At 71.8% G+C, this 22,947-nt stretch carries 19 protein-coding genes and 1 pseudogene; 9 read left to right on the forward strand and 11 right to left on the reverse strand.

The features are described 5' to 3' along the window. Positions 1–2: 2 nt before the first annotated feature. On the forward strand, positions 3–1,163 hold the full coding sequence (locus AMS65_RS14670; RefSeq protein WP_053384924.1) for a carboxylate-amine ligase: 1,161 nt from the start codon (positions 3–5) through the stop codon (positions 1,161–1,163). Beyond that, positions 1,126–2,133: a DNA topoisomerase IB gene (locus tag AMS65_RS14675; protein WP_053384925.1), complete on the forward strand. Its 1,008-nt coding sequence runs from the start codon at positions 1,126–1,128 to the stop codon at positions 2,131–2,133. Before AMS65_RS14670 ends, AMS65_RS14675 begins: the two co-directional genes overlap by 38 nt. A 59-nt stretch (positions 2,134–2,192) precedes the next feature. Here AMS65_RS14675 and AMS65_RS14680 read toward each other — a convergent pair whose 3' ends face one another. After that, positions 2,193–2,645 (reverse strand): DUF6098 family protein, encoded by a 453-nt coding sequence (locus AMS65_RS14680; RefSeq protein ID WP_053384978.1) that lies wholly within the window; start codon positions 2,643–2,645, stop codon positions 2,193–2,195. Positions 2,646–2,665: 20 nt separating this feature from the next. Then, positions 2,666–3,226, reverse strand: a pseudogene (locus AMS65_RS14685) (DUF6766 family protein); the annotation flags it as partial. 433 nt (positions 3,227–3,659) lie between these two features. Here AMS65_RS14685 and AMS65_RS14690 point away from each other — a divergent pair. Then, positions 3,660–3,926: a DUF7218 family protein gene (locus AMS65_RS14690; protein WP_053384926.1), complete on the forward strand. Its 267-nt coding sequence runs from the start codon at positions 3,660–3,662 to the stop codon at positions 3,924–3,926. A 16-nt stretch (positions 3,927–3,942) separates the two neighbouring features. On the opposite strand, the gene AMS65_RS14695 is transcribed toward AMS65_RS14690, so the two are convergent. The 5 genes from AMS65_RS14695 to AMS65_RS14715 all read right to left on the reverse strand — a co-directional run bounded on the left by AMS65_RS14695 (position 3,943) and on the right by AMS65_RS14715 (position 9,983). Beyond that, positions 3,943–4,545 (reverse strand): G protein-coupled receptor family protein, encoded by a 603-nt coding sequence (locus tag AMS65_RS14695; RefSeq protein WP_053384927.1) that lies wholly within the window; start codon positions 4,543–4,545, stop codon positions 3,943–3,945. 118 nt (positions 4,546–4,663) lie between these two features. Continuing rightward, positions 4,664–6,229 carry an ATP-binding cassette domain-containing protein gene (locus AMS65_RS14700; RefSeq protein WP_241489467.1) on the reverse strand — a complete coding sequence of 522 codons (1,566 nt, stop codon included), beginning with the start codon at positions 6,227–6,229 and terminating at the stop codon, positions 4,664–4,666. Between the two features lie 133 nt (positions 6,230–6,362). Then, positions 6,363–7,184, reverse strand: a complete 822-nt coding sequence (locus tag AMS65_RS14705) for an ABC transporter permease (protein ID WP_053384928.1) — start codon at positions 7,182–7,184, stop codon at positions 6,363–6,365. Then, positions 7,181–8,308 (reverse strand): ABC transporter permease, encoded by a 1,128-nt coding sequence (locus AMS65_RS14710; protein WP_083451736.1) that lies wholly within the window; start codon positions 8,306–8,308, stop codon positions 7,181–7,183. Before AMS65_RS14710 ends, AMS65_RS14705 begins: the two co-directional genes overlap by 4 nt. A gap of 10 nt (positions 8,309–8,318) precedes the next feature. After that, positions 8,319–9,983, reverse strand: coding sequence for an ABC transporter substrate-binding protein (locus AMS65_RS14715; protein ID WP_053384929.1), 1,665 nt, complete (start codon positions 9,981–9,983; stop codon positions 8,319–8,321). Positions 9,984–10,105: 122 nt separating this feature from the next. On the opposite strand from AMS65_RS14715, the gene AMS65_RS14720 reads away from it, so the two are divergent. Beyond that, positions 10,106–10,669, forward strand: coding sequence for a TetR/AcrR family transcriptional regulator (locus tag AMS65_RS14720; protein ID WP_053384930.1), 564 nt, complete (start codon positions 10,106–10,108; stop codon positions 10,667–10,669). Positions 10,670–10,693: 24 nt separating this feature from the next. Here the strand turns inward: AMS65_RS14720 and AMS65_RS14725 are convergent, their stop codons facing one another. From AMS65_RS14725 to AMS65_RS14740, 4 genes are all read right to left on the reverse strand, one after another. Continuing rightward, a complete protein-coding gene (locus tag AMS65_RS14725; RefSeq protein ID WP_053384931.1) occupies positions 10,694–12,136 on the reverse strand; it encodes an MFS transporter in 1,443 nt (480 codons plus the stop codon). 279 nt (positions 12,137–12,415) lie between these two features. After that, the gene (locus AMS65_RS14730; RefSeq protein WP_053384932.1) at positions 12,416–13,768 is read right to left on the reverse strand and encodes a M20/M25/M40 family metallo-hydrolase; all 1,353 of its coding nucleotides are present in this window, start codon (positions 13,766–13,768) and stop codon (positions 12,416–12,418) included. 84 nt (positions 13,769–13,852) lie between these two features. Beyond that, complete coding sequence (locus tag AMS65_RS14735) at positions 13,853–15,886, reverse strand: NADPH-dependent 2,4-dienoyl-CoA reductase (RefSeq protein WP_053384933.1); 2,034 nt, start codon at positions 15,884–15,886, stop codon at positions 13,853–13,855. A gap of 492 nt (positions 15,887–16,378) precedes the next feature. After that, positions 16,379–16,582 carry a cold-shock protein gene (locus tag AMS65_RS14740; RefSeq protein WP_053384934.1) on the reverse strand — a complete coding sequence of 68 codons (204 nt, stop codon included), beginning with the start codon at positions 16,580–16,582 and terminating at the stop codon, positions 16,379–16,381. A gap of 313 nt (positions 16,583–16,895) precedes the next feature. Between AMS65_RS14740 and AMS65_RS14745 the strand changes: the two genes are divergently transcribed. The 5 genes from AMS65_RS14745 to AMS65_RS14765 are packed head-to-tail and all read left to right on the forward strand — an operon-like array spanning position 16,896 to position 22,929. Beyond that, positions 16,896–17,846, forward strand: a complete 951-nt coding sequence (locus AMS65_RS14745) for an NUDIX hydrolase (RefSeq protein ID WP_075201026.1) — start codon at positions 16,896–16,898, stop codon at positions 17,844–17,846. Further along, positions 17,843–19,174, forward strand: coding sequence for a quinolinate synthase NadA (gene nadA, locus AMS65_RS14750; RefSeq protein ID WP_083451737.1), 1,332 nt, complete (start codon positions 17,843–17,845; stop codon positions 19,172–19,174). Before AMS65_RS14745 ends, nadA begins: the two co-directional genes overlap by 4 nt. Further along, positions 19,171–20,820 (forward strand): L-aspartate oxidase, encoded by a 1,650-nt coding sequence (locus tag AMS65_RS14755; RefSeq protein WP_053384935.1) that lies wholly within the window; start codon positions 19,171–19,173, stop codon positions 20,818–20,820. Before nadA ends, AMS65_RS14755 begins: the two co-directional genes overlap by 4 nt. Then, positions 20,814–21,662: a carboxylating nicotinate-nucleotide diphosphorylase gene (gene nadC, locus AMS65_RS14760; RefSeq protein ID WP_053384936.1), complete on the forward strand. Its 849-nt coding sequence runs from the start codon at positions 20,814–20,816 to the stop codon at positions 21,660–21,662. The genes AMS65_RS14755 and nadC overlap by 7 nt, the downstream gene beginning before the upstream one ends. Before the next feature lie 46 nt (positions 21,663–21,708). Further along, positions 21,709–22,929: a cysteine desulfurase family protein gene (locus AMS65_RS14765; RefSeq protein WP_053384937.1), complete on the forward strand. Its 1,221-nt coding sequence runs from the start codon at positions 21,709–21,711 to the stop codon at positions 22,927–22,929. Positions 22,930–22,947 lie beyond the last annotated feature (18 nt).

Raw genomic sequence — 22,947 nt, forward strand, 5'->3', positions numbered from 1 at the left:
AGATGGCGAATACGCAGGCGGGCGACACGCGCACCTTCGGCGTCGAGGAGGAGTACCTGCTGCTGGACGCCGACACAGGCCTCCCGAGCGACCGCGCCGCGGAGCTGATCCGCGCCGTGCCGCAGCTGAGCGATCGCGCCGAGCGGGAGTTCTTCTCGAGCCAGCTCGAGACCGCGACACCGGTCTGCCGGGACGCCGCGGAGGCGGAGGAATCGCTCACGGACTTCCGCTCGGTGGTGTCCCGCGCGGCCGCGGCCCGCGGGATCGTGCTCGCGGGAACCGGGCTGCCACCCGTGGGCGGGGAGGAGGCCGGGACGGTCACTCCCCGGGCCCGCTATCGTGCGATCGATGCGGAGCTGCGCAACGCGTCCTCGTACCAGTACGTCACGGGCACCCACGTGCACGTGGAGATCCCCTCTCCGGACGCTGGGGTCGAGGTGCTGGCACGGCTCGCACGCTGGGCGCCGATGCTGCTCGCACTGACCGCCAACTCGCCGCTGTGGTGCGGCGAGGAGACCGGTTTCGCGTGCTGGCGGCAGATCATGAACCGCTCGTGGCCGGTCACCGGCTATCCGCCCCCGTTCGCGGACGGGGAGGACTACGCGAGATCGGTGGATCAGCTCGTCAGCAGCGGCGTGCTGCTCGACCCGGGCATCGTGACGTGGGAGGCGCGGCTCTCGCAGAACTATCCGACGCTCGAGCTGCGGATCGCCGACGCCCAGCTCGAGGCCGCCGACGCCGTCGCCTTCGCCGTACTCGTGCGCGCGCTGGTCGATCGGTGCCTGCGCGAGGCGGAGGCGGGCGAGCCCAGACCCCGGATCGCTCCGGGGTTGGTCGACGGCGCGATCTGGATCGCCGCGCGCAACGGGCTTTCGACCGACCTGGTCGATCCGCTTGCCGGAACCTCGGTGCCGGCACTCGAGCTCGTCGAGCGCGCTGTGGCGACGGTGAAGCCCGAGTTGCGGCGCTTCGGCGACCTCGAGCGAGTGGAGCGGTACGTCGAGCGACGCCGACGCGGCGCCCCGGCCCGACTGCAGCTCGACCGCTTCCAGGAGGCAGGGATCCCGGGGCTGCTCGATCTCTACCGCGCGTGCAGCGAAGGGCGAGGTTCGGAAGCGAGGATCGATGCCGAGCCGGCGACGCAGGCTGCCGATCACGCGTGAGGTCGAGGACGGCGTCGCCGTCTACCGGCTGGGCGGGCGCCGGATCGGCTCCCGCCGCGAGATCGAACGGCTGGACGCTCTCGCGATCCCGCCGGCCTGGACCGAGGTGGAGATCGCGCGCTCGCCATCGGCCAAGGTGCTCGCCCGCGGCCTCGACGCCGCGGGCCGCACCCAGGCGATCTACCACCCCGCCTTCCGGCAGCGGATGGACCGGCGCAAGTTCGACCGGGTCGTGCGCTTCGGCGAGGCCCTGCCGCGCCTGCGCGCCAGGGTGGACCGGGATCTCCGGCGACGGCGACTGGACCGGGACCGGGTGACGGCCTGCGTGATCAGGCTCATCGACCGGGAGCTGTTCCGCGTGGGCAACACCGAGTATGCGGCACGGCATCGCAGTTACGGCATCACGACGTTGCGCGCGAAGCACGTGCGGGTCTCGGCGGATTCCGTGGAGTTCGACTTCACGGGGAAGAGCGGCCGGCGTCAGCGCAGGCGGGTGCGTGATCCGCGCGTCGCGCGACTGCTGGGACGTCTGAACGAGCTGCCCGGTCGGGAGGTCTTCCGCTTCTTCGACGAGGACGATGTCGTGCACCCGCTGCGCGCGAGGCACGTCAACGCCTACGTGAAGCGGCACCTGGGCGCCGAGTTCTCGGCGAAGGACTTCCGCACCTGGGGCGGCACCCTCATCGTGGTGCAGGCGCTGCTCGAGGCGGACGCCGAGGATCTCTCGGATCAGCGTCTCGCCGCAGCCGCGGCAAGAGCGGCGGTGCGAGAGGCCGCCGAGATCCTCGGGAACACACCCGCGGTGACGAGATCCTCGTACATCGACCCGCGGGCGCTCGCCGCCTTCGAGAACCCGAAGGCCGTGGAGCGTCTGCAGCGAGCCCGGGCGCGCATGCGCCCGCGCCGCTACCTGAGCGTGGAGGAGCAGAGCGCCCTCGCCCTGCTGCGGCAGCACGCGAAACGGCGCTGAGCGCCGGCGCCGAGGCGCTGGACCGAGGGGCCGCGCCCATCGTGCCGGGTGACCGCGGATCAGTCCTCAGGGTCGCTCTCGACGTCGAAGCGCGCGCGATAGCGCTCCTCCGCCTCGACGAGCAGCGACTCGGAGAGGCGCGCCACCGGCACCACGTTGCGCAGCAGCGGTTCGCAGTCGGGGCCTCTGGCGATCACGCCGCCGGTGAGCACCCAGGCGATGCGATCCGGATTCTGCTGCTGCGATTGCCGATATCGGCGCAACTGCCGCGCGATCCAATCGGCAACCGGGCGATGCCACCAGTCCTCGGGTTGCAGCGGATCCACCGAGAGCCCGGGCAGATCGAGACCGCTCTCGGCGTCGACGCTGCGGCGTCGCGAATCGGCGACCGGCCCCTCCGAGTAGCGCACGTGGAGCTCCGGGAAGCGCCGCAGCACCCCCTCGAGCTCATAGATCGACGTGAGCGGTTGCAGCTCGAAACCGTCGCCGCTGATATCCGATAGTGATGACACTTCGCTTCCCTCCTTCACGATCATTCCGACTCGACGGCGCTTCGTGCATGGGGTGCGCCGACGGGCTTCGACTCCGCGGAGCCGCGCTGCCGCAGGTAGATGGAGAAAGCCACCATGCTGCCGACCGCGAGCAGTTCCGACTGCCAGTTCTGCAGTGTGCGATTCCAGAAGTCGGCCGAGGCCAGGTACTCGATGAACGACACGGCGGGCCGGCCGTGCAAGGCCTGCTCCTCGTTGAACACCGTGGTGCCCGCCACCGCCTGCGCGAGCCAGGAGAGCACGAACACCGATCCCATCACGAGCAGCAGCGAGTTGCTGTACACCCAGCGCCGTGCACCGCCAGCGCGGGCCCACGCCGGTGAGTCGGGGCGCGCGTGGGCGCCGAGCAGCTGTTCCTCCTCGCTGCCCGTGCCCTCATCGCCCGGCTTCTTCGACTCGGGCGAGCCGCGCTGCACGAACCACACCGTCGCGAGAATGAACAGGAAGAACTGCAGGTACTCGGACTGCCAGTTCTCCGCCACATCGACGACGAAATCCGAGGAGGTGACGAAGCCGAGCCACGTGGTCGTGTGCGCCCCGTGTGCGAGCTGTTCCGCGTTGTGGGCGGCGAGGCCCGCGACCGACTGGCCCGCGAGCGTGACGCGAAGGCCGCCGCGAAGACGAGCGAGAGCGCGTGGTCCCTGGCCCTCATGGGGTCACCTCCCCGCCAGCGAGATGAGCAGCATGGCGACGAGGCCGACGATCACGACCGCGGTCCACCAGATGAAGACGACTTTCATGCGGCGATCGTACGGCCGACGAGGCGGTTGGTATCAGGGCCTTGCGGGTGCGCGGCGACTGTGGCATGTTGCGATCACCGCTCCGGATCCTGCCCGGCGTCGGCCGCCGAGCGGCAGAGTACTCGCTTGCGGCGGAGCTGTCGAGGGTCTCCTCGTCGCCGCTGGAAGGGCCTAGCGTCGGAAGCGTACACACCCGCCATGCGCATTGCGCGGAGCACGTGAGGAGGGCGCGACGATGCCCAGACAGCAGCGACCGCAGCTGAAGGATCCCGAACTCTACGAGCGCCTGCGAGACGATGGCGCCTCGGAGGAGAAGGCGGCCCGGATCTCGAACGCCGCGGCCAAGGAGGGGCGCTCCGAGGTGGGACGTCGCGGCGGCAAGGCTGAGGACTACGAGGACCGGACGGTCGAGGAGCTGCGCGATCGCGCGAAGGAGCTCGGGATCACCGGCTATTCGAAGCTCAGGAAGAGCGATCTCATCGACAAGCTGCGCAATCACTGAGCACGCGGCGTTCCGGCTACCAGATCTCGTCGGCCGAGGTGGCGAGCACCGTGATGAAGATCGCGAGCGGCACGAGCCAGATCAGGCCGAGCAGCACGGCCTCGACGCGCAGGCGCGCGGGGCGCGAGAGTCTCGTCGCGCGCACGGCGAGCATGGCGAGCAGCGTCACGAGGGCGAAGCCGATTCCGATGCTGCACCACAGCGGGTTCCACGGGTACACCGCGAAGAGTGCGGCCGAGACGAGCACCGTGGCCACGATCGCCGCCACCAGCCAACGGGTGGTGCTCGTGTTCGTGAGCGCCGGCTGGCGGTGCGCCAGCGCGGGATCGACCTGCCCGCGGTGCGGGTTGGGAACCGAGGCCTCGGCCTCATCGCTCATGGTCGAGCCGTCGAGGATCGGGCGGTCCAGATGGTCGATGTCGTGCGGCGGGCCCGTCACGGTGCCCTGGCCGGTGCCGGCGTCGAAGCGCGTCGCCGGATGGGGTGCGTCGGGCCGCTCCTCGGCGAGGCGCTCCTCGCCATCGGGATCGACCGCGGGCTCCAGTTCGTCGCCCCGATCCTGCTCGGCCCGCTCGGAGCCGCTCGTCGGCTCCCGCTCGGCATGATCCTCGTGTCGCATCGGAACCTCCCTCGCACGCACGTCCTCCGGGGCGGTCCAGCGCCCCGCTGACACCTCGACCGTATCCCCGCGACGGCACGCGTCAGCAGAGGGTGGACACCGCACCGGGCGGCGCGTATCATCGCGGTCCGAGCGCTCCCGAACTCGCGACGAGCTCGCGGGTGAAGGGATCCCGCGGAGCCCCGAGCACGTCCTCCGTGCCGCCCTCCTCGACGACGCGGCCGTCGCGCATGATCAGCACCCGGTCGCAGACGGTGCGCACCGCGGCGAGGTCGTGCGACACGAAGACGACCGAGAGGCCGCGCTGCTGCTGCAGCTCGCGCAACAGCTCGAGAATGCCGGCCTGAGTCGATACGTCGAGCGCTGAGACCGGCTCGTCGCACACGAGTACGTCGGGTTCGGCGGCGAGTGCGCGGGCGATCGCGACGCGCTGCCGCTGCCCGCCTGAGAGGGTGGCCGGGTGGCGGCGCAGCAGCTCCGCCCCGAGGCCCACCTGCTCGAGCAGCGATGCCGGGGTCGCGCCGGTGGCCCCGCCGGCGCGGGCCGCGCGGGCCGCTCGCCTGATCGAGGCGCCGATGATGCGCTCCACGCGCCACCGCGGGTCGAAGGTCGCGAGCGGATCCTGCGGGATCAGGCGGATGCGGCAGTTCGGGTCTGCGAGTTCGATGCTGCCGGCGTCGGGCCGTTCGGCGCCCACGAGCAGCCGCGCGAGTGTGCTCTTCCCCGCCCCGGATTCTCCGACCACGCCGATCGCCTCGCCGCGCCGCAGCGTCAGATCGACGCCCTGCACCCCGGTCGTGCCGCCGTCCGGCGAGGCGAACCTGCGCGCCGCGCCGCGCAGTGCGAGGATCTCGGGTCCGACTGCTGCATCGCGCGGGCCGGCGGGTTTGGCGCCGCGCGGGATCGCGTCCACGAGCGCCCGTGTCGCGGCGTGCCGCGGCCGCCCCAGCACCTCCTCTGCGGTGCCGGTCTCCACGATGCGCCCCCGGTCGAGCACCGCGATGCGGTCCGCGATCCGCGCGACGCTCGCCAGGTCGTGGCTGATGAGCACGAGCGCGGTGCCCCGACCCCTCACCTCGCCGAAGAGCCGCAGCACGCGAGCAGCGGTCGTGGGGTCGAGCGCCGTGGTCGGCTCATCGGCGACCAGCAGCGCCGGTTCGTCCACGAGCGCCGAGGCGATGAGCACGCGCTGCCGCATCCCGCCGGAGAGTTCGGCGGAGCGCTGCCGCAGTCGACGGGCCGCGTCGGGGAGCCCCGCCGCGTCCAGCGCCTCGATGACGGCCGCCCGTCGCTTTCGGCCGCGCACGCCGCGGATCGCCGGCGTCTCACCGACCTCGGCCTCGATGGTGCGCAGCGGGTCGAGCGACTGCAGCGCGTCCTGCAGCACGAGCGACACGGTCGAGCCCCGCAGCGAGCGCCACCGCCGCTGCGACGCTCTCCGCAGATCCTGTCCGGCCAGCTCGAATGCGTCGCTGCGCGCGGACCAGCGCGGATCCGCCTGCGTGAGACCCAGCAGCGTGCGGGCGAGCACCGATTTCCCCGCACCGGACTCGCCGACGATCGCGAGGCACTCGCCGCGCTCCACTCGCAGCGACACCCCCTCCAGCACCGCCCGCGCGCTCTTTCCCCTCCGCCCCGGTCCCGCGCTCACGAGGGAAACCGTCAACCCCTCGACCTCCAGCACCGCGGCGGGTGCTCCTTCAGATGCGAGGGGCGGGATGGCCGGGGGGAAAAGCCGTTCGTGGTTGGGACTGGCAGCGAGCGAAGCGAGCCGGATCGAACGGCATTCCACCCGGCCATCCCGCCCTGGTACCCCGTCACTCATGCGACACCCCTCCGATCCGTCGCCCGATCACGGTCAGCGCGGCCGCGGTCACCACGATCGCGAGGCCGGGGCACACCGTCATCCACCACGCCGTCGTCAGATACACCCGTCCGGCGTTCAGCATCGCGCCCCATTCGGGTGAGGGCGGCAGGGCGCCGAGTCCGAGGAAGCCCAGAGCCGACACCCAGACGATGGCCTGGCCGATCCCGAGCGTCGCGGCTGAGACCAGCGGCCACAGCGAGTTCGGTGCGATGTGCCGCGAGAAGACGCGCAGCGGGCCGATCCCGTCCAGGCGCGCCCACTCCACGTAGCCGCTCGACGCGATGCCGCGCACGCGAGCGCGCAGCATGCGCGCGTACCCGGGGATGGTGGCGAGGCCGATCGCGATGATCGAGGCCGCCGGCCCCGAGCCCATGACCGAGATGAAGAGCAGCGCCATCACGAGCGTGGGCAGCGCGAACAGCACCTCGAAGACGCGGCCCAGCGAGGCGTCGAGCACTCGCGGACCCAGGCCGGCGGCGAAGCCGAGAACCGCCCCGATGCCGATACCGATGCCCGTCGCCGCGAGACCGATGCCGACCGACGCGGCCGCCCCGTGCACCACGCGCGTGTAAAGGTCGCGCCCCGACTCGTCGGTACCGAAGGGGTGCGCGAGCGACGGGGGAGCGAACGCCTCGGCCGGGTGCACGGCCAGCGGGTCGGCCGGGGCCAGCAGCTGCGGCGCGCACACGGCGAGCAGGGCGAGGATCAGCACGGCTGCGCTCGCGGTGCCCGCCCACCCGAGCGACTGCCAGACGCGCGAGGCCGCCCTCACGAGCCCACCACCTCGGTCGACGCGGTCTGCGCCGATGGCGTATCCGGTGCGCCGATCCCGCGCCGCAGTCGCGGATCGACGACGTGCTCGAGCAGATCGGAGAGCAGCATGATGACCACGTACAGCAGCGCGATCACGACGACCGAGCCGATCACCACCGGCACATCGCGCACCGTGGCCGCCTCGAGCAGCATGCGGCCGAGCCCCTGTCTGGCGAACAGGGCCTCCACCACCACCGCCCCGCTGAGCAGCGAGCCGTACGCCCAGCCCGAGAGTGCGATCCCCGGCAGCGCCGCGTGCCGCAGGGTGTGCCGCAGCAGCACCCGCGTCTCCGAGGCGCCGCGGGAGCGCGCCGTGGTCGAGAACGGCGCCGCGTCGGCCTCGGCCAGCGAGCCGTGCAGCACGTGCGCGAGGTAGCCGGCGATGGGCACGGCGAGCGTGATGACGGGCAGTACCAGGCCCGCCGGTTTCGCCCCCGTGCTCGTGGCGGGCAGGATCCCGAGTCCGCTGGCGAACACCAGGATCAGCACGGCGCCGACGAAGAACTGCGGGGTGACCGAGGCGACGGTCTCGACGCCGGAGAGGGCGGCGCGCACGACGCGACCGATCCGGCCGCGGCTCACCGCCCCGATGAGGGCGCCGACCACCGCGAGCACCCACGCGAGCAGCAGGGCGAGCGTCGCGATGAGCAGCGTCGGCGGCAGATTCGCGGCGAGCAGATCGGCGACCGGTTGCTTGCGGGCGTAGGAATCGCCGAACTGCAGCGTCGCGATGCGCCAGAGCTGCGCCAGGTACTGCACGACGAGCGGCTGCTCCAGCCCGTAGGCCTCCTTCGCCCGGGCGATGGCCTCGGGCCCGGCCTGGGAGCCGGGCCCGCCCATGATCGCTTCGAGCGGGTCGCCGGAGATCCGCAGCGCGAAGAACACCACCGTGGCGGTGAGCCACACCACGAGCAGCGCCGCGCCGATCCTCCCCGCGACGGCGCGCGCGATGAGCGCGCCCTTCCCGCCGGTTGAGCGAGCGCTCGTTCCGGCCTCCGTTCCGCCGGTTGAGCGAGCGAAGCGAGTCGAAACCCCATCCCTCCCGGGGGCTCCGACTCCTCGCTCCGATCCTCGCTCGACCATCGGGGAGAGACTACTCCGTCAGCTGCGCGTTGATGAAGGTCGGCGTGGCCACCGTGCCGAGCGTCGTGACGCCCGTGGCGCCCTGCACCAGGAAGTGGTTCTGCTGGTCGTAGAGCGGCAGCACGGTGAAGCTCTCGAGGATGCGCTGCTGCGCGTCGGCGTAGAGAGCGGTGCGCTTCGCCTCGTCGAGCGTCGCGGCGGCCTCGTCGAGGATGCGGTCGAGCTCGGGATCGGACAGCTGCGCGTTGTTGGCGAAGTAACCCGACGGCGCCGGGACGATGCTGTCGGAGTGGTAGACCGTCCGCAGCACGGCCGGACCCACCTTGGTGTAGGGCGCGCTCACGGCCTCGTACTCGTGCGCGGCGAGGGCGCCGTACCAGCTGCTCAGGTCGACGGGCGTCAGCACCACGTCGAAGCCGACCGCAGCGGCGTTGGCTTGGATCTGCTCGAAGAGCGACTGCTCCGCGGCCGTCGACTGGTTGGTGCTGACGGGGAAGCGCACGGTGAGGGTCTCGCCGTCCTTCTCTCGCACGCCGTCGGCGTTCTTCTCGGTCCAGCCGGCCTCGTCGAGCAGCTCATTCGCGGCGTCGGGATCCGTGGCGAACAGCGACTCGTCGCTCACCGCGGTGGGCTCGACGCTCGACAGCGGCGAGGAGGAGCGGGTCGCGGTGCCCTGGAAGAGCGCCTCGATGCCGGGGTCGGGGTCGGCGACGCGGATGAATGCCTCGCGCACGCGCTCGTCGTCGAAGGGCGCCTGGCCGGAGTTGAGCTCGATGCGATTGGATGCGCCGGGGCGGGGCGCATCGATGTGCTCGATGTCCGCGCCCTCGGCCGCGACGATGTCGCTGGGCAGCGGGTTGTCGATCACGTGCACCTCGCCCGAGACGAGGGCTGCGTGGCGGGTCGCGGCGTCGGGGATGAAGCGCCACTCGATGCGTTCGAGGTGCGCGGGTCCCTCGTGGTCGGCCTCGGGACCCGGGGTGCGGTAGTCGTCGTTGCGCACGAGATCGATCTTCTGCTGCGGCGTCCAGCTCTCGATGACGAAGGGGCCGGTGCCGATGGGCGCCTGGCAGTTCTCCTCCATGCCGCGCTCGATGCCGGCGGGCGACTGGATGGCGGTCCACTGCTGGCTCAGCGACTCGAGCAGTGCCGAGTCGGGCTTGGAGAGGGTGAAGCGCACGTGCGTGTCGTCGACGGGCTCGATCTCGGCGATCTTCTGCACCGCGAGATAGCCGGTGGAGGACTGGGTGTCGGGATCCTGCAGGTGCTCGATGTTCGCCTTGACGGCTTCGGCGTCGAGCGGGGTGCCGTCGGTGAAGGTCACCCCGTCCTGCAGCGTGAAGTCCCAGGTGAGCCCGTCTTCGCTCGTGCTCCACTCGCTCGCGAGCCAGGGTGTGATCGCGCCGCTCGCGTCGCGTCCCACCAGCGGCTCGAGGTACTGCGTCGAGATGAGCGCCTGGGGATAGTTGCCGCCGACGTGCGGGTCGAGGCAGGTGGGCTCGGCGTCGCCCGTGGCGTAGACGAGCGTGCCGCCCTCCTGCGCGACGCCGGATCCCGTTTCGCCCCCGCTCGTGTCGGGCGCGGAGCACGAGCTGAGCACGAGTGCGCCGCCGGCTGCGAGCGCCAGAAGACCGAGGCCGCGGGCGGCCCTGCCGGGGGAGGAATGCTGGATCATGGGTGCGCTGAGCTCCTGCCATTTATTAGATCGGGTCAAACAACGAGAGTTTACCGTATGGCGGGTGCCGCGCACGGCATCGGGATCCAGGGCCTCCTCGCGCGCGGCGGTAGGCTGGGGGAATGTCCACGCCCTCCCGCGGTCGACCGCACGCCTCCTCGCGCGAGGTGCTCGCCGACGCGGCCTGCGAGCTGTTTCTGGAGCAGGGCTACGAGTCGACCTCGGTGACCGAGATCACGCGCCGAGCCGGAGTGAGCCGGTCGAGTTTCTTCAACTACTTCGCGAGTAAGTCCGAGATTCTCTGGTACGTGCTCGATCGCCGGGTCGAGACGCTGCTGGGGGCACTCGCCGACTCTGGAGTCGAGCTGGTCGACGCGCTCGAGAGCTTCGCCGAGGGCGAGACGCCCGACACCCTTGCGCTCGCGATCGTCGACGCGCGCACCATGGGCGTGGAGGACGAGCTCGCCGCCGGGCGGGCAGCCCGGCAGGCCCGCATCGCCGAGGCGATCGCCGAACGGTTGGTGCGCGGCGGATCGGATCGGATCCGGGCCGAGATCCTCGCGGCGGGGTACGCCGCGGCGCTCGTCTCCGCCGTGTGGCGCTGGGCCGATCTCGGGGCCGGTCGCCATCGCCTCGACGAGCTGCTCGCCGAGGCGATGGGGATCGCTCGCGAGTTGCTGGGCTGAGCCGCAGGGCGGCGCGATCCAGGATCAGATGGCCGTGGGGATCGACTCCCGGTCCTGGAAGGCGTGCTTGGGCACCACGAAGAGCAGGGTCGCCGCCGCGATGAGCGCGGATCCGCCGCACACCAACCAGACCGTGACGTAGCCCTCGAAGCTGCCCGCCGTGCCGCCGTCGGCCGCGCCCGTGGCGCCCTGCATCAGTGCGATGCCGAATACCGCGGACGCCACGGCGCCACCGAGCGTCTTGGTGGAGTTCGTGAGTCCGGTCGCGACGCCGGTGCGGTCGGCCGGAGCCGCGGCCGCCGCCGCGGCGGGGAGCGCCGCGACGAGCGCGCCGGATCCGAGGCCCACGACGACCATGTTGAGCACGACCTGCAGGTAGCTGTGGTGGAAGGGCAGGAACATCAGGTACCCGATGCCGATGAGCGTCGCCGCCCCGGCGAGCGTGAGTCGCGGGGTGATCAGCCGAGCGCAGCGCGGGAAGGCGAGCGCGCCGACCACCATCGCGATGAGGTAAATGCCGATGGCGAGGGACGTGACGAAGCCGCGGGTGCCGAGGCCGTAGCCGTACACTTCGGGGTCGGTGCGCATGAAGGTCGAGAGCGGGGCCTGGGCGCCGAGCACGCTCATGCCGAAGAGCCCCGCGGTGAGGAAGACCGGAGCGAGGGCCGGGGAGCGGAAGAGCCGCACGTCGATGAGCGGATCCCGGTGCCGCAACTCCCAGAGCGCGAAGGGCACCACGAGCAGCAGGCCGAGGATCACGACGCCCCAGGCGAGCGGATCGCCGACGCCGTTCAGCCGCAGCAGGCTGAGGCCTCCGGTGAAGGCGATGATGGCGAAGGAGATGAGCATGAGTCCGACGAAGTCGAGCCGGCCGCCCAGCTGCACGGGCGATTCGGTCACTCCGAAGGCGATGACGAAGTAGCAGATCGCCACGAGCACACCGGGCACGAGCAGCACGGGCATGAGCGGCAGCGTGTCGATGAGCTGGCCGCCCAGCAGCGCCCCGCTGATCGCACCGATCTCGAGTGCGGCGACCAGCAGCCCGGCCGCCTTCGCCGTCACCGCGGCGCGGTTCTCCTGACCCGCCGTGCGCGACCAGATCAGTGCGATCTCGAGCGGCAGCCACACGACGTAGACGCCCTGCAGGGTCCAGGCCGCGAGGAACAGCGGGAAGGTGTGGGCGAAGGGCAGTGCGAGCGTGGCGACAGCGGTGACGGCGGTGGACCAGAGCAGGATGCGCCGGTGCCCCACCATGTCGCCGAGCTTGGCGAGCGCGGGCACGACGAGCGCCGAGAGCATCAGCTGCGAGCCCTCCAGCCAGTTCACGTCGGCGTCGTTGACCCCGAGGTGGCGCGCGATGTCGGTCAGCATCGGGGTGTAGTAGCCCTGGATGAAGCCGCTCGTGAACTCGACGAATGCCAGGAATGCGACCACGCCCGTCAGGGCTCCGAATGATCGGCGCGCCATTCGCAACCCCATTCGCCTCACGCGCCCGCGTCGGTGCCGGCGCTTCTGAGGTGAGCTTACAGGCATTCCGAGGCGCGGATCCTGCCCTCTTGGCGCCCGAAGTTCGGCTCTCACCGTTGTCTCGGACGATATCCCGCGTGTCGATCCGAAACAGCGGTGAGAGCCGAGAGATCGGCGCGGGCGTGGGCGGAGGCGCGGGCGCGGGCGGAGGCGCGGGCGCGGGATCAGAGCGGCGGATCAGAGTCTCTGGCGCAGAGTCCTTGGATCAGCGCCCTTGGCTCAGAGCCCCTGGATGAGGGCGCGGTGGAACAGCTCGCCGCGCGCCAGCTCCGAGACCGCCACGCGCTCGTCGACGCCGTGGATGGTGGCGCGCAGCTCGGCGGACATCGCGAGCGGCGCGAAGCGGTAGCAGGCCGGTGCGAAGGCGTGGAAGTGGCGCGCGTCGGTGGCCGCCATCATCACGTAGGGCACCGTCTGGGCGTCCGGATGCGAGCGCCCCACGGCCTCGGCGATGAGCGCGAACTGCGTGTTGTCGGTGGAAGACTCGGGTGAGGGATCGTCGCCGTCGATCACCTCGACCGTCACCCGCCGGTCGGCCACGCGTCGCCGGACACGGCGCGCGGCGCTCGTGACGGTCTCGCCGAGTGCGATCCGCAGGTTCACGGTCGCCTCGGCCTGCGAGGGGAGCACGTTCGCGGCGGTGCCCCCGGAGAGCATGGTGGGTGCCACGGTGGTGCGCACGAGCGCGGCCGGTTCGGCGCCGAGTCGGCTGAAGAGGCGCGCGGTCAGCCAGGGCGACGCCGCGAGCAGGCGGTACAGCAGGCGCGCCGGCCCCGTGCCGCGCTCGGCGAAGAGCTCCAGCATGCGCGTGACGCCGGCCGGCGTGCGGGCGGGGAAGGTACTCGGCGTGAGGCGCCCGACCGCCCGCGAGATCCTGCCCACGGCCGTGAGCGACGGCGGAGCCGAGGCGTGCCCGCCGTCACCGCGCGCGCTCAGGCGCAGCGTGGCGATCCCCTTCTCGCCCACGCCCACCATCGCGGCCCGTCCGCGCACGAGGGGGAGCGGGGCGTCGACCACGGCGCCGCCCTCGTCGAGCACGAGCCACGGGGTGATCCCGCGATCCCGGAAGCGCTCGGCGATGCTCCGCGCGGCGTCACCGAAGCTCTCCTCGTTGCCGCCGAAGGAGAGGTAGACGTCGCGGGCGGGCGCGAACCCCTCCGCGAGCAGCCCCTCGACCGCCTCGAGGATCACGAGCAGCGGCCCCTTGTCGTCGAGCGCGCCCCGGCCGAACACGTAATCCTGGGTGTCGGCGGCCTTCGCGATCCGACCCTCGAACGGCGGATAGGTCCAGGCGTCGCTCTCGTCGACCGGCACCACGTCGAAGTGGGCCATGAGCACGGCCGGATCCAGGTCCGGATCCTCGCCGCGCCAGCGGAAGCACAGCCCGAGGTCGGTGACGCGTTCGCGCTCCAGCCGCTCGTGCACCAGCGGGTACAGCTCCTCGAGCAGCTCGACGAAGCGTTCGAAGGGCTCGTGCCCGCGCTCCGCGATCTCCGCGGAGACCGTGGGCAGCTGGATCATGCGGGAGAGCCGCTCGGCGGCTCCGGTGCCCGGTGCTGCGGTGTCGCTCATGCCCCCACCGTATCCTGTTCGCTCGGAATCGCGATGGCGCGCGACGACCGCTGAGATGAGGCCGGGGCCGAGGCGAAACCGGGGCTACAACGCCGCTGCGAGCCTCGTGCCCTGATCGATGGCGCGCTTCGCGTCGAGCTCGGCGGCCACGTCGGCACCGCCGATGAGGTGCGACGCGATCCCGCGCTCCGCCAGCTCCTCGTGCAGTTCGCGAGCGGGATCCTGCCCCGTGCACAGCACGATCGTGTCGACCTCGAGCGTGTGCTCCTCGCCGCCGAGACTCAGGTGCAGCCCGTCGTCGTCGATGCGCCGGTACTCGGCCCCCGGCACCATGCGCACGCCGCGGCGGGTGAGCTCGGTGCGGTGGATCCAGCCCGTGGTCTTGCCGAGCCCGGCGCCGACCTTGCTCGCCTTGCGCTGCAGCAGGGTGACCGTGCGCCGGGGGCGCTCCTCGACGGGCTCCGCGAGCCCGCCGGGGTGCGCGTACGAGGGATCGACGCCCCAGTGGGCCAGGAAGCCCGCGATGTCGCCGGGATCCTCCTCGGCGCCGTCCTCCAGGCCGCTCGTGAGGAACTCGGCGACGTCGAAGCCGATGCCGCCCGCCCCGAGGATCGCCACCCGGTCGCCCACGGTCGCGCCATCGCGCAGCACGTCGAGGTAGCTCACCACCGTCGGGTGCTCGAGCCCCGGGATCTCGGGGCGGCGCGGGTGGACACCGGTCGCGAGCACGATCTCATCGAAGCCGCCCGCGCCGAGCTCGTCGGCCGTGATGCGGTGCCCCAGCCGCACTTCGACGCCCGTCTCGGCGAGGCGGCCGCCGAAGTAGCGCAGCGTCTCGCCGAACTCGCTCTTGCCGGGCACCCGCATGGCCACGTTGAGCTGACCGCCCAGCCGATCAGTGGCCTCGAAGAGCGTCACCGCGTGCCCGCGCGACGCCGCCGTGGTGGCGCACGCGAGCCCCGCGGGCCCCGATCCGACGACCGCGATCCGCTTCTTCGCCGTGGTCGGCGCGATGATCAGCTCGGTCTCGTGGCCGGCCCGCGGGTTGACGAGGCACGAGGTGAGCTTGCCGACGAAGGTGTGGTCGAGGCAGGCCTGGTTGCAGCCGATGCAGGTGTTGATGCGGGCGGCCTCGCCCCGCGACGACTTGCCGACGAACTCCGGATCGGCGAGGAACGGCCGGGCGAGCGACACCAGGTCGGCGCAGCCCTCGGCGAGCAGCTGCTCGGCCCGCTCGGGGGTATTGATGCGGTTCGTGGTGATGAGCGGGATCGAGACCTCGCCCATCACCCGCTTCGTGACCCCGGCGAAGGCCCCGCGGGGCACCGAGCTCGCGATGGTCGGGATCCGGGCCTCGTGCCAGCCGATCCCGGTGTTGAGCAGGGTGGCGCCGGCCGCTTCGACGAGCCGCGCCAACGCGATGACCTCGTCGAGCGTGGCCCCGTCCGGCACGAGATCGAGCATGGAGAGGCGGTAGACGATGATGAAGCGCTCGCCCACGGCCGCGCGCACCCGGCGCACGATCTCCACGGGGAAGCGGGCGCGGCTCTCGAAGGATCCGCCCCAGCGGTCGCCGCGGTGATTCGTGTGCCGGGCGGTGAACTCGTTGATGAGGTAGCCCTCGGAGCCCATGATCTCGACACCGTCGTAGCCCGCGGCCTGCGCGAGGACGGCCGTGCGCACGTAGTCGTCGATCGTGCGCTCGATCTCGGCGTCCGAGAGCTCGCGCGGGGTGATCGGGGAGATGGGCGCCTGGACCGGGCTGGGCGCGACGACATCGGGGTGCGCGCCGTAGCGGCCCGCGTGCAGGATCTGCAGTGCGATGCGCCCGCCCGCGTCGTGCACGGCATCGGTGACGGTGCGGTGCGGTGCGGCTTCGGCCTCGGTCGTGAGCATCGCCGCTCCCGGCTTCAGCCGGCCCTCCGCGTTGGGGGCGATGCCGCCCGTGACGATGAGCGCCGCGTCGGCGCGCTCGCGGTAGAACGCCGCGAGACGGTCGAAACCGCCCGGCACCTCCTCGAGTCCGAGATGCATGGAGCCCATGATCACGCGGTTGGGGAGTGTGGTGAACCCCAGGTCGAGGGGTTCGAGGAGATGCGGGTAGGTCTGCGCTGACATGCCTTCACCGTTCGATCGTGGGGGCCGCCGCCGAGTCGGAGCGGGTGACGCTGCCGGAGTCGGTCGGTCGTGGATGCCACGAATGTAGTGCGCCCTCCAAAGCCATGTCGAGTCGAATGTGGCGAATGTACAAAAGCGGGGGTGCGGGGCCGAAGCTCGAAGCCCGACACCCGAAGCTCGACGACAGCCACCCGGCGCCAGCCACCCGACGCCCGACGCTCGACGCCAGCCACCCGACATCCGCGCGCCAGTAGTTGTCACCAAACCGGACGCGAAGCAGCAACTACTGGCGCGCGTAGCTGAGGGGCCGCCGGGCGGGGCGGCGTTCCCGTCCGCACGTTCCGTACTGTCGGTCCGCGTTCCGTCCGGTAGGTCCGTGTTCCGTCCGCTGCACCCGCGTTTCTGTCGACACCCCGCGTAGAAGTCGGGGCGCCGTGCACAAAAAACGGGGGTGCGGGGCCGAAGCCCCGCACCCCCGTTCCTTCGTGCTGCTTAGAGCGCGACGATGTTGCTGGCCTGCAGGCCCTTGGGGCCCTGCTCGACGTCGAACTCGACGCGCTGGTTCTCGAAGAGATCGCGGCGGCCATTGCCCTGGATCGCGCTGAAGTGCGCGAAGACGTCGGAAGCTCCGTCGTCGGGGGTGATGAAGCCGAAGCCCTTTTCGGAGTTGAACCATTTCACGGTGCCGGTGGTCATGCTGTGTTTCCTTCGTGTTGCTGGCCGCAACTGCGGCCGGGGTACCACGGCGACGGCGCCGACGTGGAGACTGGTAGCGTGCCGCGCTCCCTGGGGAGCCGCGGCGAATAAAACGTGCTGGATTGTTCCTACGTTCGGCATTACTGGTCTTGCCGACGAGCCTAGCTCACTCCGAGGCGATCCACCGCGGATCGTGACCGTCTTGTGTCCTTCGGTGACACGACGCCGGCTTGACAGAGGAGGATTCGGGCGTATTCTTACTTATGGTCAAAGTGACTATAAGTCGCAGGCGCGAGCGGAGAGGCGGTGAATCGTGCCGTACGAGAGCAGCAGTGTGAGCGAGCGGCGCTATCTGCCGCCCGCGGTCGCGGTCTCCGTCGTCGCCTTCGCGCTGAGCCCGCCCGCAGACGCCGCGCTCGGTGAACCCGCTGCGCCGGCCGCCGAGACGACGCTCTGGATTCCGCTGGTGCGCCGCACCCGCGCGCCGTTCCAGGGGCTCTGGGCCCTCCCGGGCGGCCCCACCCAGTGGGACGAGACCCTGAGCGACACGGCCCTGCGCACCCTGCGCGACGCCGTGCTGCGCGACCCCGGATACCTGGAGCAGCTGTACTCGTTCGGCGGGGTTGAGCGCTCCGCCGAAGCGCAGCGGCTCGTGACGATCGCCTATTGGGCGCTCTACGGAGAGCACGATCTCGCCGCTGCTCCCGTGCCCGGCGTCGCCGAGCACTCGGCCGCGGGGGCGCACGGGGTCGGCACCGGGAACGGAGCCGGCGGCGATCGGGAGCCAGTGCAGGCGGGTCGCTGGGATGATCCGGCCCGTTCCGTGCAGGCGTTCTCCGAGGCCGAGCACGATCCGTTCGCCACCGGTTCCGGACACGACGCGAACGTCGCGTGGTTCTCGGCGGACCGCCTGCCCGAGCTCGCGTTCGACCACGCGGAGATCGTGGGATACGCCCTCGCGCGGCTGCGCTCCAAAACCGAGTACGCGGCGGTGGCGCACCGCTTCCTCGGCTCGGTGTTCACGCTCGCGCGGCTGCGCGCGGTGTACGAGGCTGTGCTCGGCGAGGCCGTGGATCCCGCGAACTTCCGCAGGCAGGCCCTCGCGCAGGGCAATCTCATCGACACGGGAGAGGTCGAGACGGGCACCCCGCATCGGCCCGCGCGGCTCTACCGCTTCCGAGGCGACCTCTCGATCGCGGGGGATCCCGACTGCCCCGACGTCCCCTATCGCAACCATCACACCTCAACGAGGAGCGCATCATGACGAGCGTGCACGAACTCATCCGGGCCGCCGCGGAGCGCGAGGCCTCCGCACGGGCACCGCGCGGCCGCCCGGCGGGCATCGCGCATCGCCGACCCATCGCCCTGCGCGCGACCGGCGCTTCGAGCTGCGACACGGGCCTCGTGCGCGATCCGTGGGCCATCGACCGCGCCCCGGGCTACGGCCCTGGTGCGTCGGTGGCCGACGCGATCCCGGGCGACGCACCGCGGCAGGGACCTCTGCCGACGCGGTACACCGAAGCCTCGGAGGAACAGCTGCACGAGTGGATCCTCGCGGCGAAGGCCGAACTGGGGCAGCGCGTGCAGATCCTCGGCCACTTCTACCAGCGCGACGAGATCGTGCAGTACGCCGACTTCGTCGGAGACTCCTTCATGCTGGCGCAGGCCGCGAAGCAGCACCCGGAGGCCGAGTCCTTCGTGTTCTGCGGCGTGCACTTCATGGCGGAGACCGCCGACATCCTGTCGGGGCCCGAGCAGTCGGTGATCCTGCCCAACCTCGCTGCCGGTTGCTCGATGGCCGACATGGCCACGATCGACCAGGTCGAGAACTGCTGGCGCGAGCTGACCGCGGCGCTCGGCCCGGCCGAGGGCGATCTCCAGCCCGTGATCCCGGTCACCTACATGAATTCCTCCGCCGCCATCAAGGCCTTCTGCGGCCGCAACGGCGGCATCGTCTGCACCTCGTCGAACGCCCGCACCGTGCTCGAGTGGGCGTTCGCGCGCGGGCAGCGCGTCGTGTTCTTCCCCGACCAGCACCTCGGCCGCAATACGGCGAAGGCGATGGGGATCACCGAGGAGCAGATGCCGCTGTGGCGCCCGCACCTGCCGCTCGGTGGGAACACCGAGGAACAGCTGCGCGAGTCGAAAGTGATCCTGTGGAACGGCTTCTGCTCCGTTCACAAGCGGTTCACTGTCGCGCAGATCGAGCAGGCCCGCGCGGAGTACCCCGGCGTCAAGGTCATCGTGCATCCCGAGTGCCCGGCCGCGGTCGTGGAGGCCGCGGACGGTGCGGGATCCACCGAGTACATCCGCAAGGAGATCGAGGCCGCGGAACCCGGCAGCGTGATCGCGGTGGGCACTGAGATCAACCTCGTGAACCGGTTGCAGCAGCAGCGCCCCGACCTCACGATCTTCTGCCTCGACCCGGTCGTGTGCCCCTGCTCGACGATGTACCGCATCCACCCGGCCTACCTCGCGTGGACGCTCGAATCGCTCGTGGCGGGGGAGACGCCCAACCGGATCAGCGTGAGCGATGCGGTGGCCGACGACTCCCGGGTGGCCCTCGAGCGGATGCTCGCGGCACGACCGTGATCCTTGTCATCGGTTCCGGCGTCGCGGGTCTCGCCTGCGCACTCGCCGCGGCGCGCGCCGGAGCGGCCGTGACCCTGGTGACTCCCGGGGTGCTCGGCTGGGAGGGATCCGGCACCGCGGACGCCCGCGCCGGCGGCAGCACCGCACTGGCGCAGGGCGGGATCGCCGCGGCCATCGGCGCGGGAGACACCCCCGCGCAGCACCTCGCCGACACTCTGGCGGCCGGGGCCGGGCTCGTCGACGGGGAGGCGGCGGAGGTGCTCACCGCATCGGGAGCCCGCGCGGTGCAGCGGTTGCTCGCCGAGGGGTTCGCGGCCGACCGCGGCCTCGACGGCGGCGTCGCGCTCGGTCTCGAGGCCGCGCACGGTCGGCATCGCATCGTGCACGCCGGCGGCGACCGCACCGGAGCGGTGCTGCACGCGTTCCTCTCGGCGCAGGTGCGCGCTCTGGTCGCCGAGGGGCGGATCCTGCTGCGCGAGAGGCGAACCGCGGTGTCGCTGATCACGGACTCCGGCGTCGTCATCGGAGCGGTGCTGCGCGGCGACGAGGATCTCGAAACCTGCCGCGCGGAGGCCACGGTGCTGGCGACCGGCGGCTACGCGGGCCTCTACCCGCGCAGCTCGAATCCGGCGTCGTCGCGCGGTACCGGCGTGGTGCTCGCGGCCCGAGCCGGGGCCCTGGTGGCCGACCTCGAATTCGTGCAGTTCCACCCCACCGTGCTGCACGGCACCGGCGCGCTCATCTCCGAGGCGGTGCGCGGGGCCGGAGCAGTGCTGCTCGACGGCTCCGGATCCCGCTTCATGGCTGAACGCCACCCGCTCGCCGAACTGGCTCCCCGAGATGTCGTGTCGCGCGAGATCAGCGGGCTGCTGCGTGAGCGCGGCGAGGAGTCCGTGCTGCTCGACGCGACCGGGATCGAGCGGGCGGAGGGCTCCGGAGCGCTGGCCAGGCGCTTCCCCGGAATATCAGCCGCGACCGCGGCCCACGGCTACGACTGGACGCGGGAGCCGATTCCGGTCTCGCCGGCCGCGCACTACACGATGGGCGGCGTGGCGAGCGACCTGGATGGCCGCACGAGTGTGCCCGGCCTGCTCGTCGCCGGTGAGGTCGCGTGCACCGGGGTGCACGGCGCCAACCGGCTCGCTTCGAACTCCCTGCTGGAGGGTCTGGTCTTCGGGGAGCGGGCAGCTCTCGCCGCATGCGACTTCGCGGAGGGTTCCTCGGTCCCGGCGGCCGACTGGAAGCCGCGCGGTCGCGGCTTCGCGGCGCTCGAGCGTGGGTCGCGCGTGGCGGCGGCCCCTGCTCCGCTGCCGATCGCGCAGTCGGATCCGCTGTCGGATCCCCCTTCGTCCGACGTCGCCGCGGCGATTCCGTCGGTGGCGGGCCTCCGCGCCACGGACGGCGACGACGCCGCGCTCGTGGGGATGATCCGCGCCGCGGCGTTCGAGCGCACCGAGTCGCGGGGCGCGCACCAGCGATTCGACCACCCGGACACCGACCCGGCGCAGGCGATGCGGCGCGCGTACCGCTTCGTGCTGCCCGCCACCGGGGGAACCGCAGCCGGGGGAGCCGCAGCCGGGAAGCCCACGACCGGCGACCCCGCACATGTCCCGACCTTCGAGCAGAGGAGCCTCTCATCGTGCTGACCAGACGCATCATCGAGCACGTCGTGGGCGCCGCTCTCGAAGAGGACGCGCCGTGGGGCGACCTGACCGCCGAGCTCGCGATCCCGGAGCGCACCCGCATCGACACCCGTTTCGTGGCACGGGAAGCGGGCGTCTTCGCCGGCGGCCCGCTCGTCGTGGAGACCTTCCGCCAGACGGATCCCGGCATCGAGGTCTCCGATCTGGTCGACGAGGGCAAAGCCTTCGCCGCGGGGGATACGCTCGCCCGCATCGCGGGACCCGCCAGAGGGGTGCTCACCGGGGAGCGGGTCGCACTCAACCTCAGCCAGCGGATGAGCGGTGTGGCCACCCTCACCTCGCGCTATGTCGCCGCGGTGGCCCACACGCGGGCGCGCATCGCGGACACGCGCAAGACCACTCCGGGTCTGCGTGCACTCGAGAAGCACGCCGTGCGGGCCGGCGGAGGAGCCAATCACCGCTTCGGGCTCTCGGACGCGATCATGGTGAAGGACAACCACCTCGCTGCGCTCGGCGCGGTCGACGCCGTGACGACCACGGCGGCGCTGCGCGAGCTGCGCGAGCGCGCGGGGCACACCACCTCGATCATCGTGGAGGTGGATCGCCTGGACCAGCTCGAGGCCGTGCTCGCCGCGGAGGTCACCGGCATCCTGCTCGACAACTTCTCGCTCGAGGATCTCGTGACCGGGATGCGCCTGATCGCCGGCCGCGCGGTCGCGGAGGCGAGCGGGGGCGTGACGCTCGACACGGTCGCCGCGATCGCCGAAACCGGAGTCGATGTGATCTCGGTGGGGCAGCTGACCCACGGCGCACGAGCGCTCGATCTGGGGCTGGACGCGGCGTGAGGGCTGCACGGTGCGAGCGGGAGCGCGACGTGAGCGAGGCCTCGGCGTGAATGCGGGGGCGACGGCACCGGATCAGGGATCCCAGCGATATCTCGACGCCGCGGCGACCGCCCCACTGAGGGCGGAGGCCCGTGCGGCGCTGATCGACGCGCTCGATGCCGGAGCGGCGAACCCGTCGAGCGTGCATGCCGCGGGGCATCGCGCGCGTACGATCGTCGACGAGGCGCGGAGCAGAGTCGCGGCAGCGCTCGGCGCCCGAACGGGCGAGGTGTTCTTCACCTCGGGCGGCACCGAGGCGAACAACCTCGCGATCATCGGCCTCGCGCTCGCGAATCCGCGCGGCAGGCACATCGTGACCACGGCGATCGAGCACCCCTCTGTGCTGGAGAGCTGCCGGTACCTCGAGCGCGTGTTCGGCTTCGAACTGACGCTGCTCGACGTCGACGGGACGGGCCGAGTCTCGCCCGAGGCGCTCGCCGCGGTGCTGAGGCCGGACACGACGCTCGTCTCGATCGGGCTCGCGAACGGCGAGGTCGGCACGGTGCAGCCCGTGCCCGAACTCGCGTCGGTCGCGAAGCGGGTCGGGGCGATCGTGCACACGGATGCCGTGCAGGCGGCGCCCTCGCTGCCGGTGTCCTTCGGCTCCCTCGGTGGGGGGCGCGAGCACGCCTGGCCCGGCTCCGCCGTCGATGCGATGACGGTCGCCTCGCACAAGTTCGGCGGACCGCAGGGGGCGGGGGCGCTGCTGCTGCGAGGAAATCTGCCGCTCGAGCCTCTGCTGCACGGTGGAGGGCAGGAGCGCGGTGCGCGCTCCGGCACCGAGAACGTGGCCGCGATCGCGGGGTTCGGGGCCGCGGTCCAAGCGTGCAGCGCGATCGTCGGCACGCGGGCGGTCGAGCTGCTGGGCAGCCGGGATGCGCTCATCGAGCGCATCGTTGCGGAGTTGCCCGGGGCTCGGCTGACGGGTCACCCGGCTGAGCGGCTGCCGGGGCACGCCTCGTTCGTGGTCGAGGGAGTGAGCGGCGAGTCGATGCTGGTGGCGCTCGACGCCGCGGGTTTCGCGGTCTCCTCCGGCTCGGCCTGCGCCGCGGGCAAGGACGAGCCGTCTCCGACACTGCTGGCGCTGGGGCTCACGCCGGAGCTCGCGCAGACGGCGATCCGCTTCACGCTCCCCGCGCCGCTTCCCGAGGGCGACATCGAGCGCATCGCCGCGGTGCTGCGCGGTGAGGCACCGGTCGCCGGGTCCGCGAGGCGCCGGAGCGTGTGAGCGGTTCGGCGCGAGCAC

It is taken from the genome of Leucobacter celer subsp. astrifaciens (genome assembly GCF_001273835.1).
GTDB classification, from domain to species: domain Bacteria; phylum Actinomycetota; class Actinomycetes; order Actinomycetales; family Microbacteriaceae; genus Leucobacter; species Leucobacter celer.

What these genes read in the sequence shown, in the direction of transcription:
- AMS65_RS14670 (WP_053384924.1), top strand. Translation starts at nt 3, where the DNA reads ATGGCGAATACGCAGGCGGGCGACACGCGCACCTTCGGCGTCGAGGAG.
- AMS65_RS14675 (WP_053384925.1), top strand. Translation starts at nt 1,126, where the DNA reads ATGCCGAGCCGGCGACGCAGGCTGCCGATCACGCGTGAGGTCGAGGAC.
- AMS65_RS14690 (WP_053384926.1), top strand. Translation starts at nt 3,660, where the DNA reads ATGCCCAGACAGCAGCGACCGCAGCTGAAGGATCCCGAACTCTACGAG.
- AMS65_RS14695 (WP_053384927.1), bottom strand. Translation starts at nt 4,545, where the DNA reads ATGCGACACGAGGATCATGCCGAGCGGGAGCCGACGAGCGGCTCCGAG.
- AMS65_RS14710 (WP_083451736.1), bottom strand. Translation starts at nt 8,308, where the DNA reads ATGGTCGAGCGAGGATCGGAGCGAGGAGTCGGAGCCCCCGGGAGGGAT.
- AMS65_RS14715 (WP_053384929.1), bottom strand. Translation starts at nt 9,983, where the DNA reads ATGATCCAGCATTCCTCCCCCGGCAGGGCCGCCCGCGGCCTCGGTCTT.
- AMS65_RS14720 (WP_053384930.1), top strand. Translation starts at nt 10,106, where the DNA reads ATGTCCACGCCCTCCCGCGGTCGACCGCACGCCTCCTCGCGCGAGGTG.
- AMS65_RS14725 (WP_053384931.1), bottom strand. Translation starts at nt 12,136, where the DNA reads ATGGCGCGCCGATCATTCGGAGCCCTGACGGGCGTGGTCGCATTCCTG.
- AMS65_RS14730 (WP_053384932.1), bottom strand. Translation starts at nt 13,768, where the DNA reads ATGAGCGACACCGCAGCACCGGGCACCGGAGCCGCCGAGCGGCTCTCC.
- AMS65_RS14735 (WP_053384933.1), bottom strand. Translation starts at nt 15,886, where the DNA reads ATGTCAGCGCAGACCTACCCGCATCTCCTCGAACCCCTCGACCTGGGG.
- AMS65_RS14740 (WP_053384934.1), bottom strand. Translation starts at nt 16,582, where the DNA reads ATGACCACCGGCACCGTGAAATGGTTCAACTCCGAAAAGGGCTTCGGC.
- nadA (WP_083451737.1), top strand. Translation starts at nt 17,843, where the DNA reads ATGACGAGCGTGCACGAACTCATCCGGGCCGCCGCGGAGCGCGAGGCC.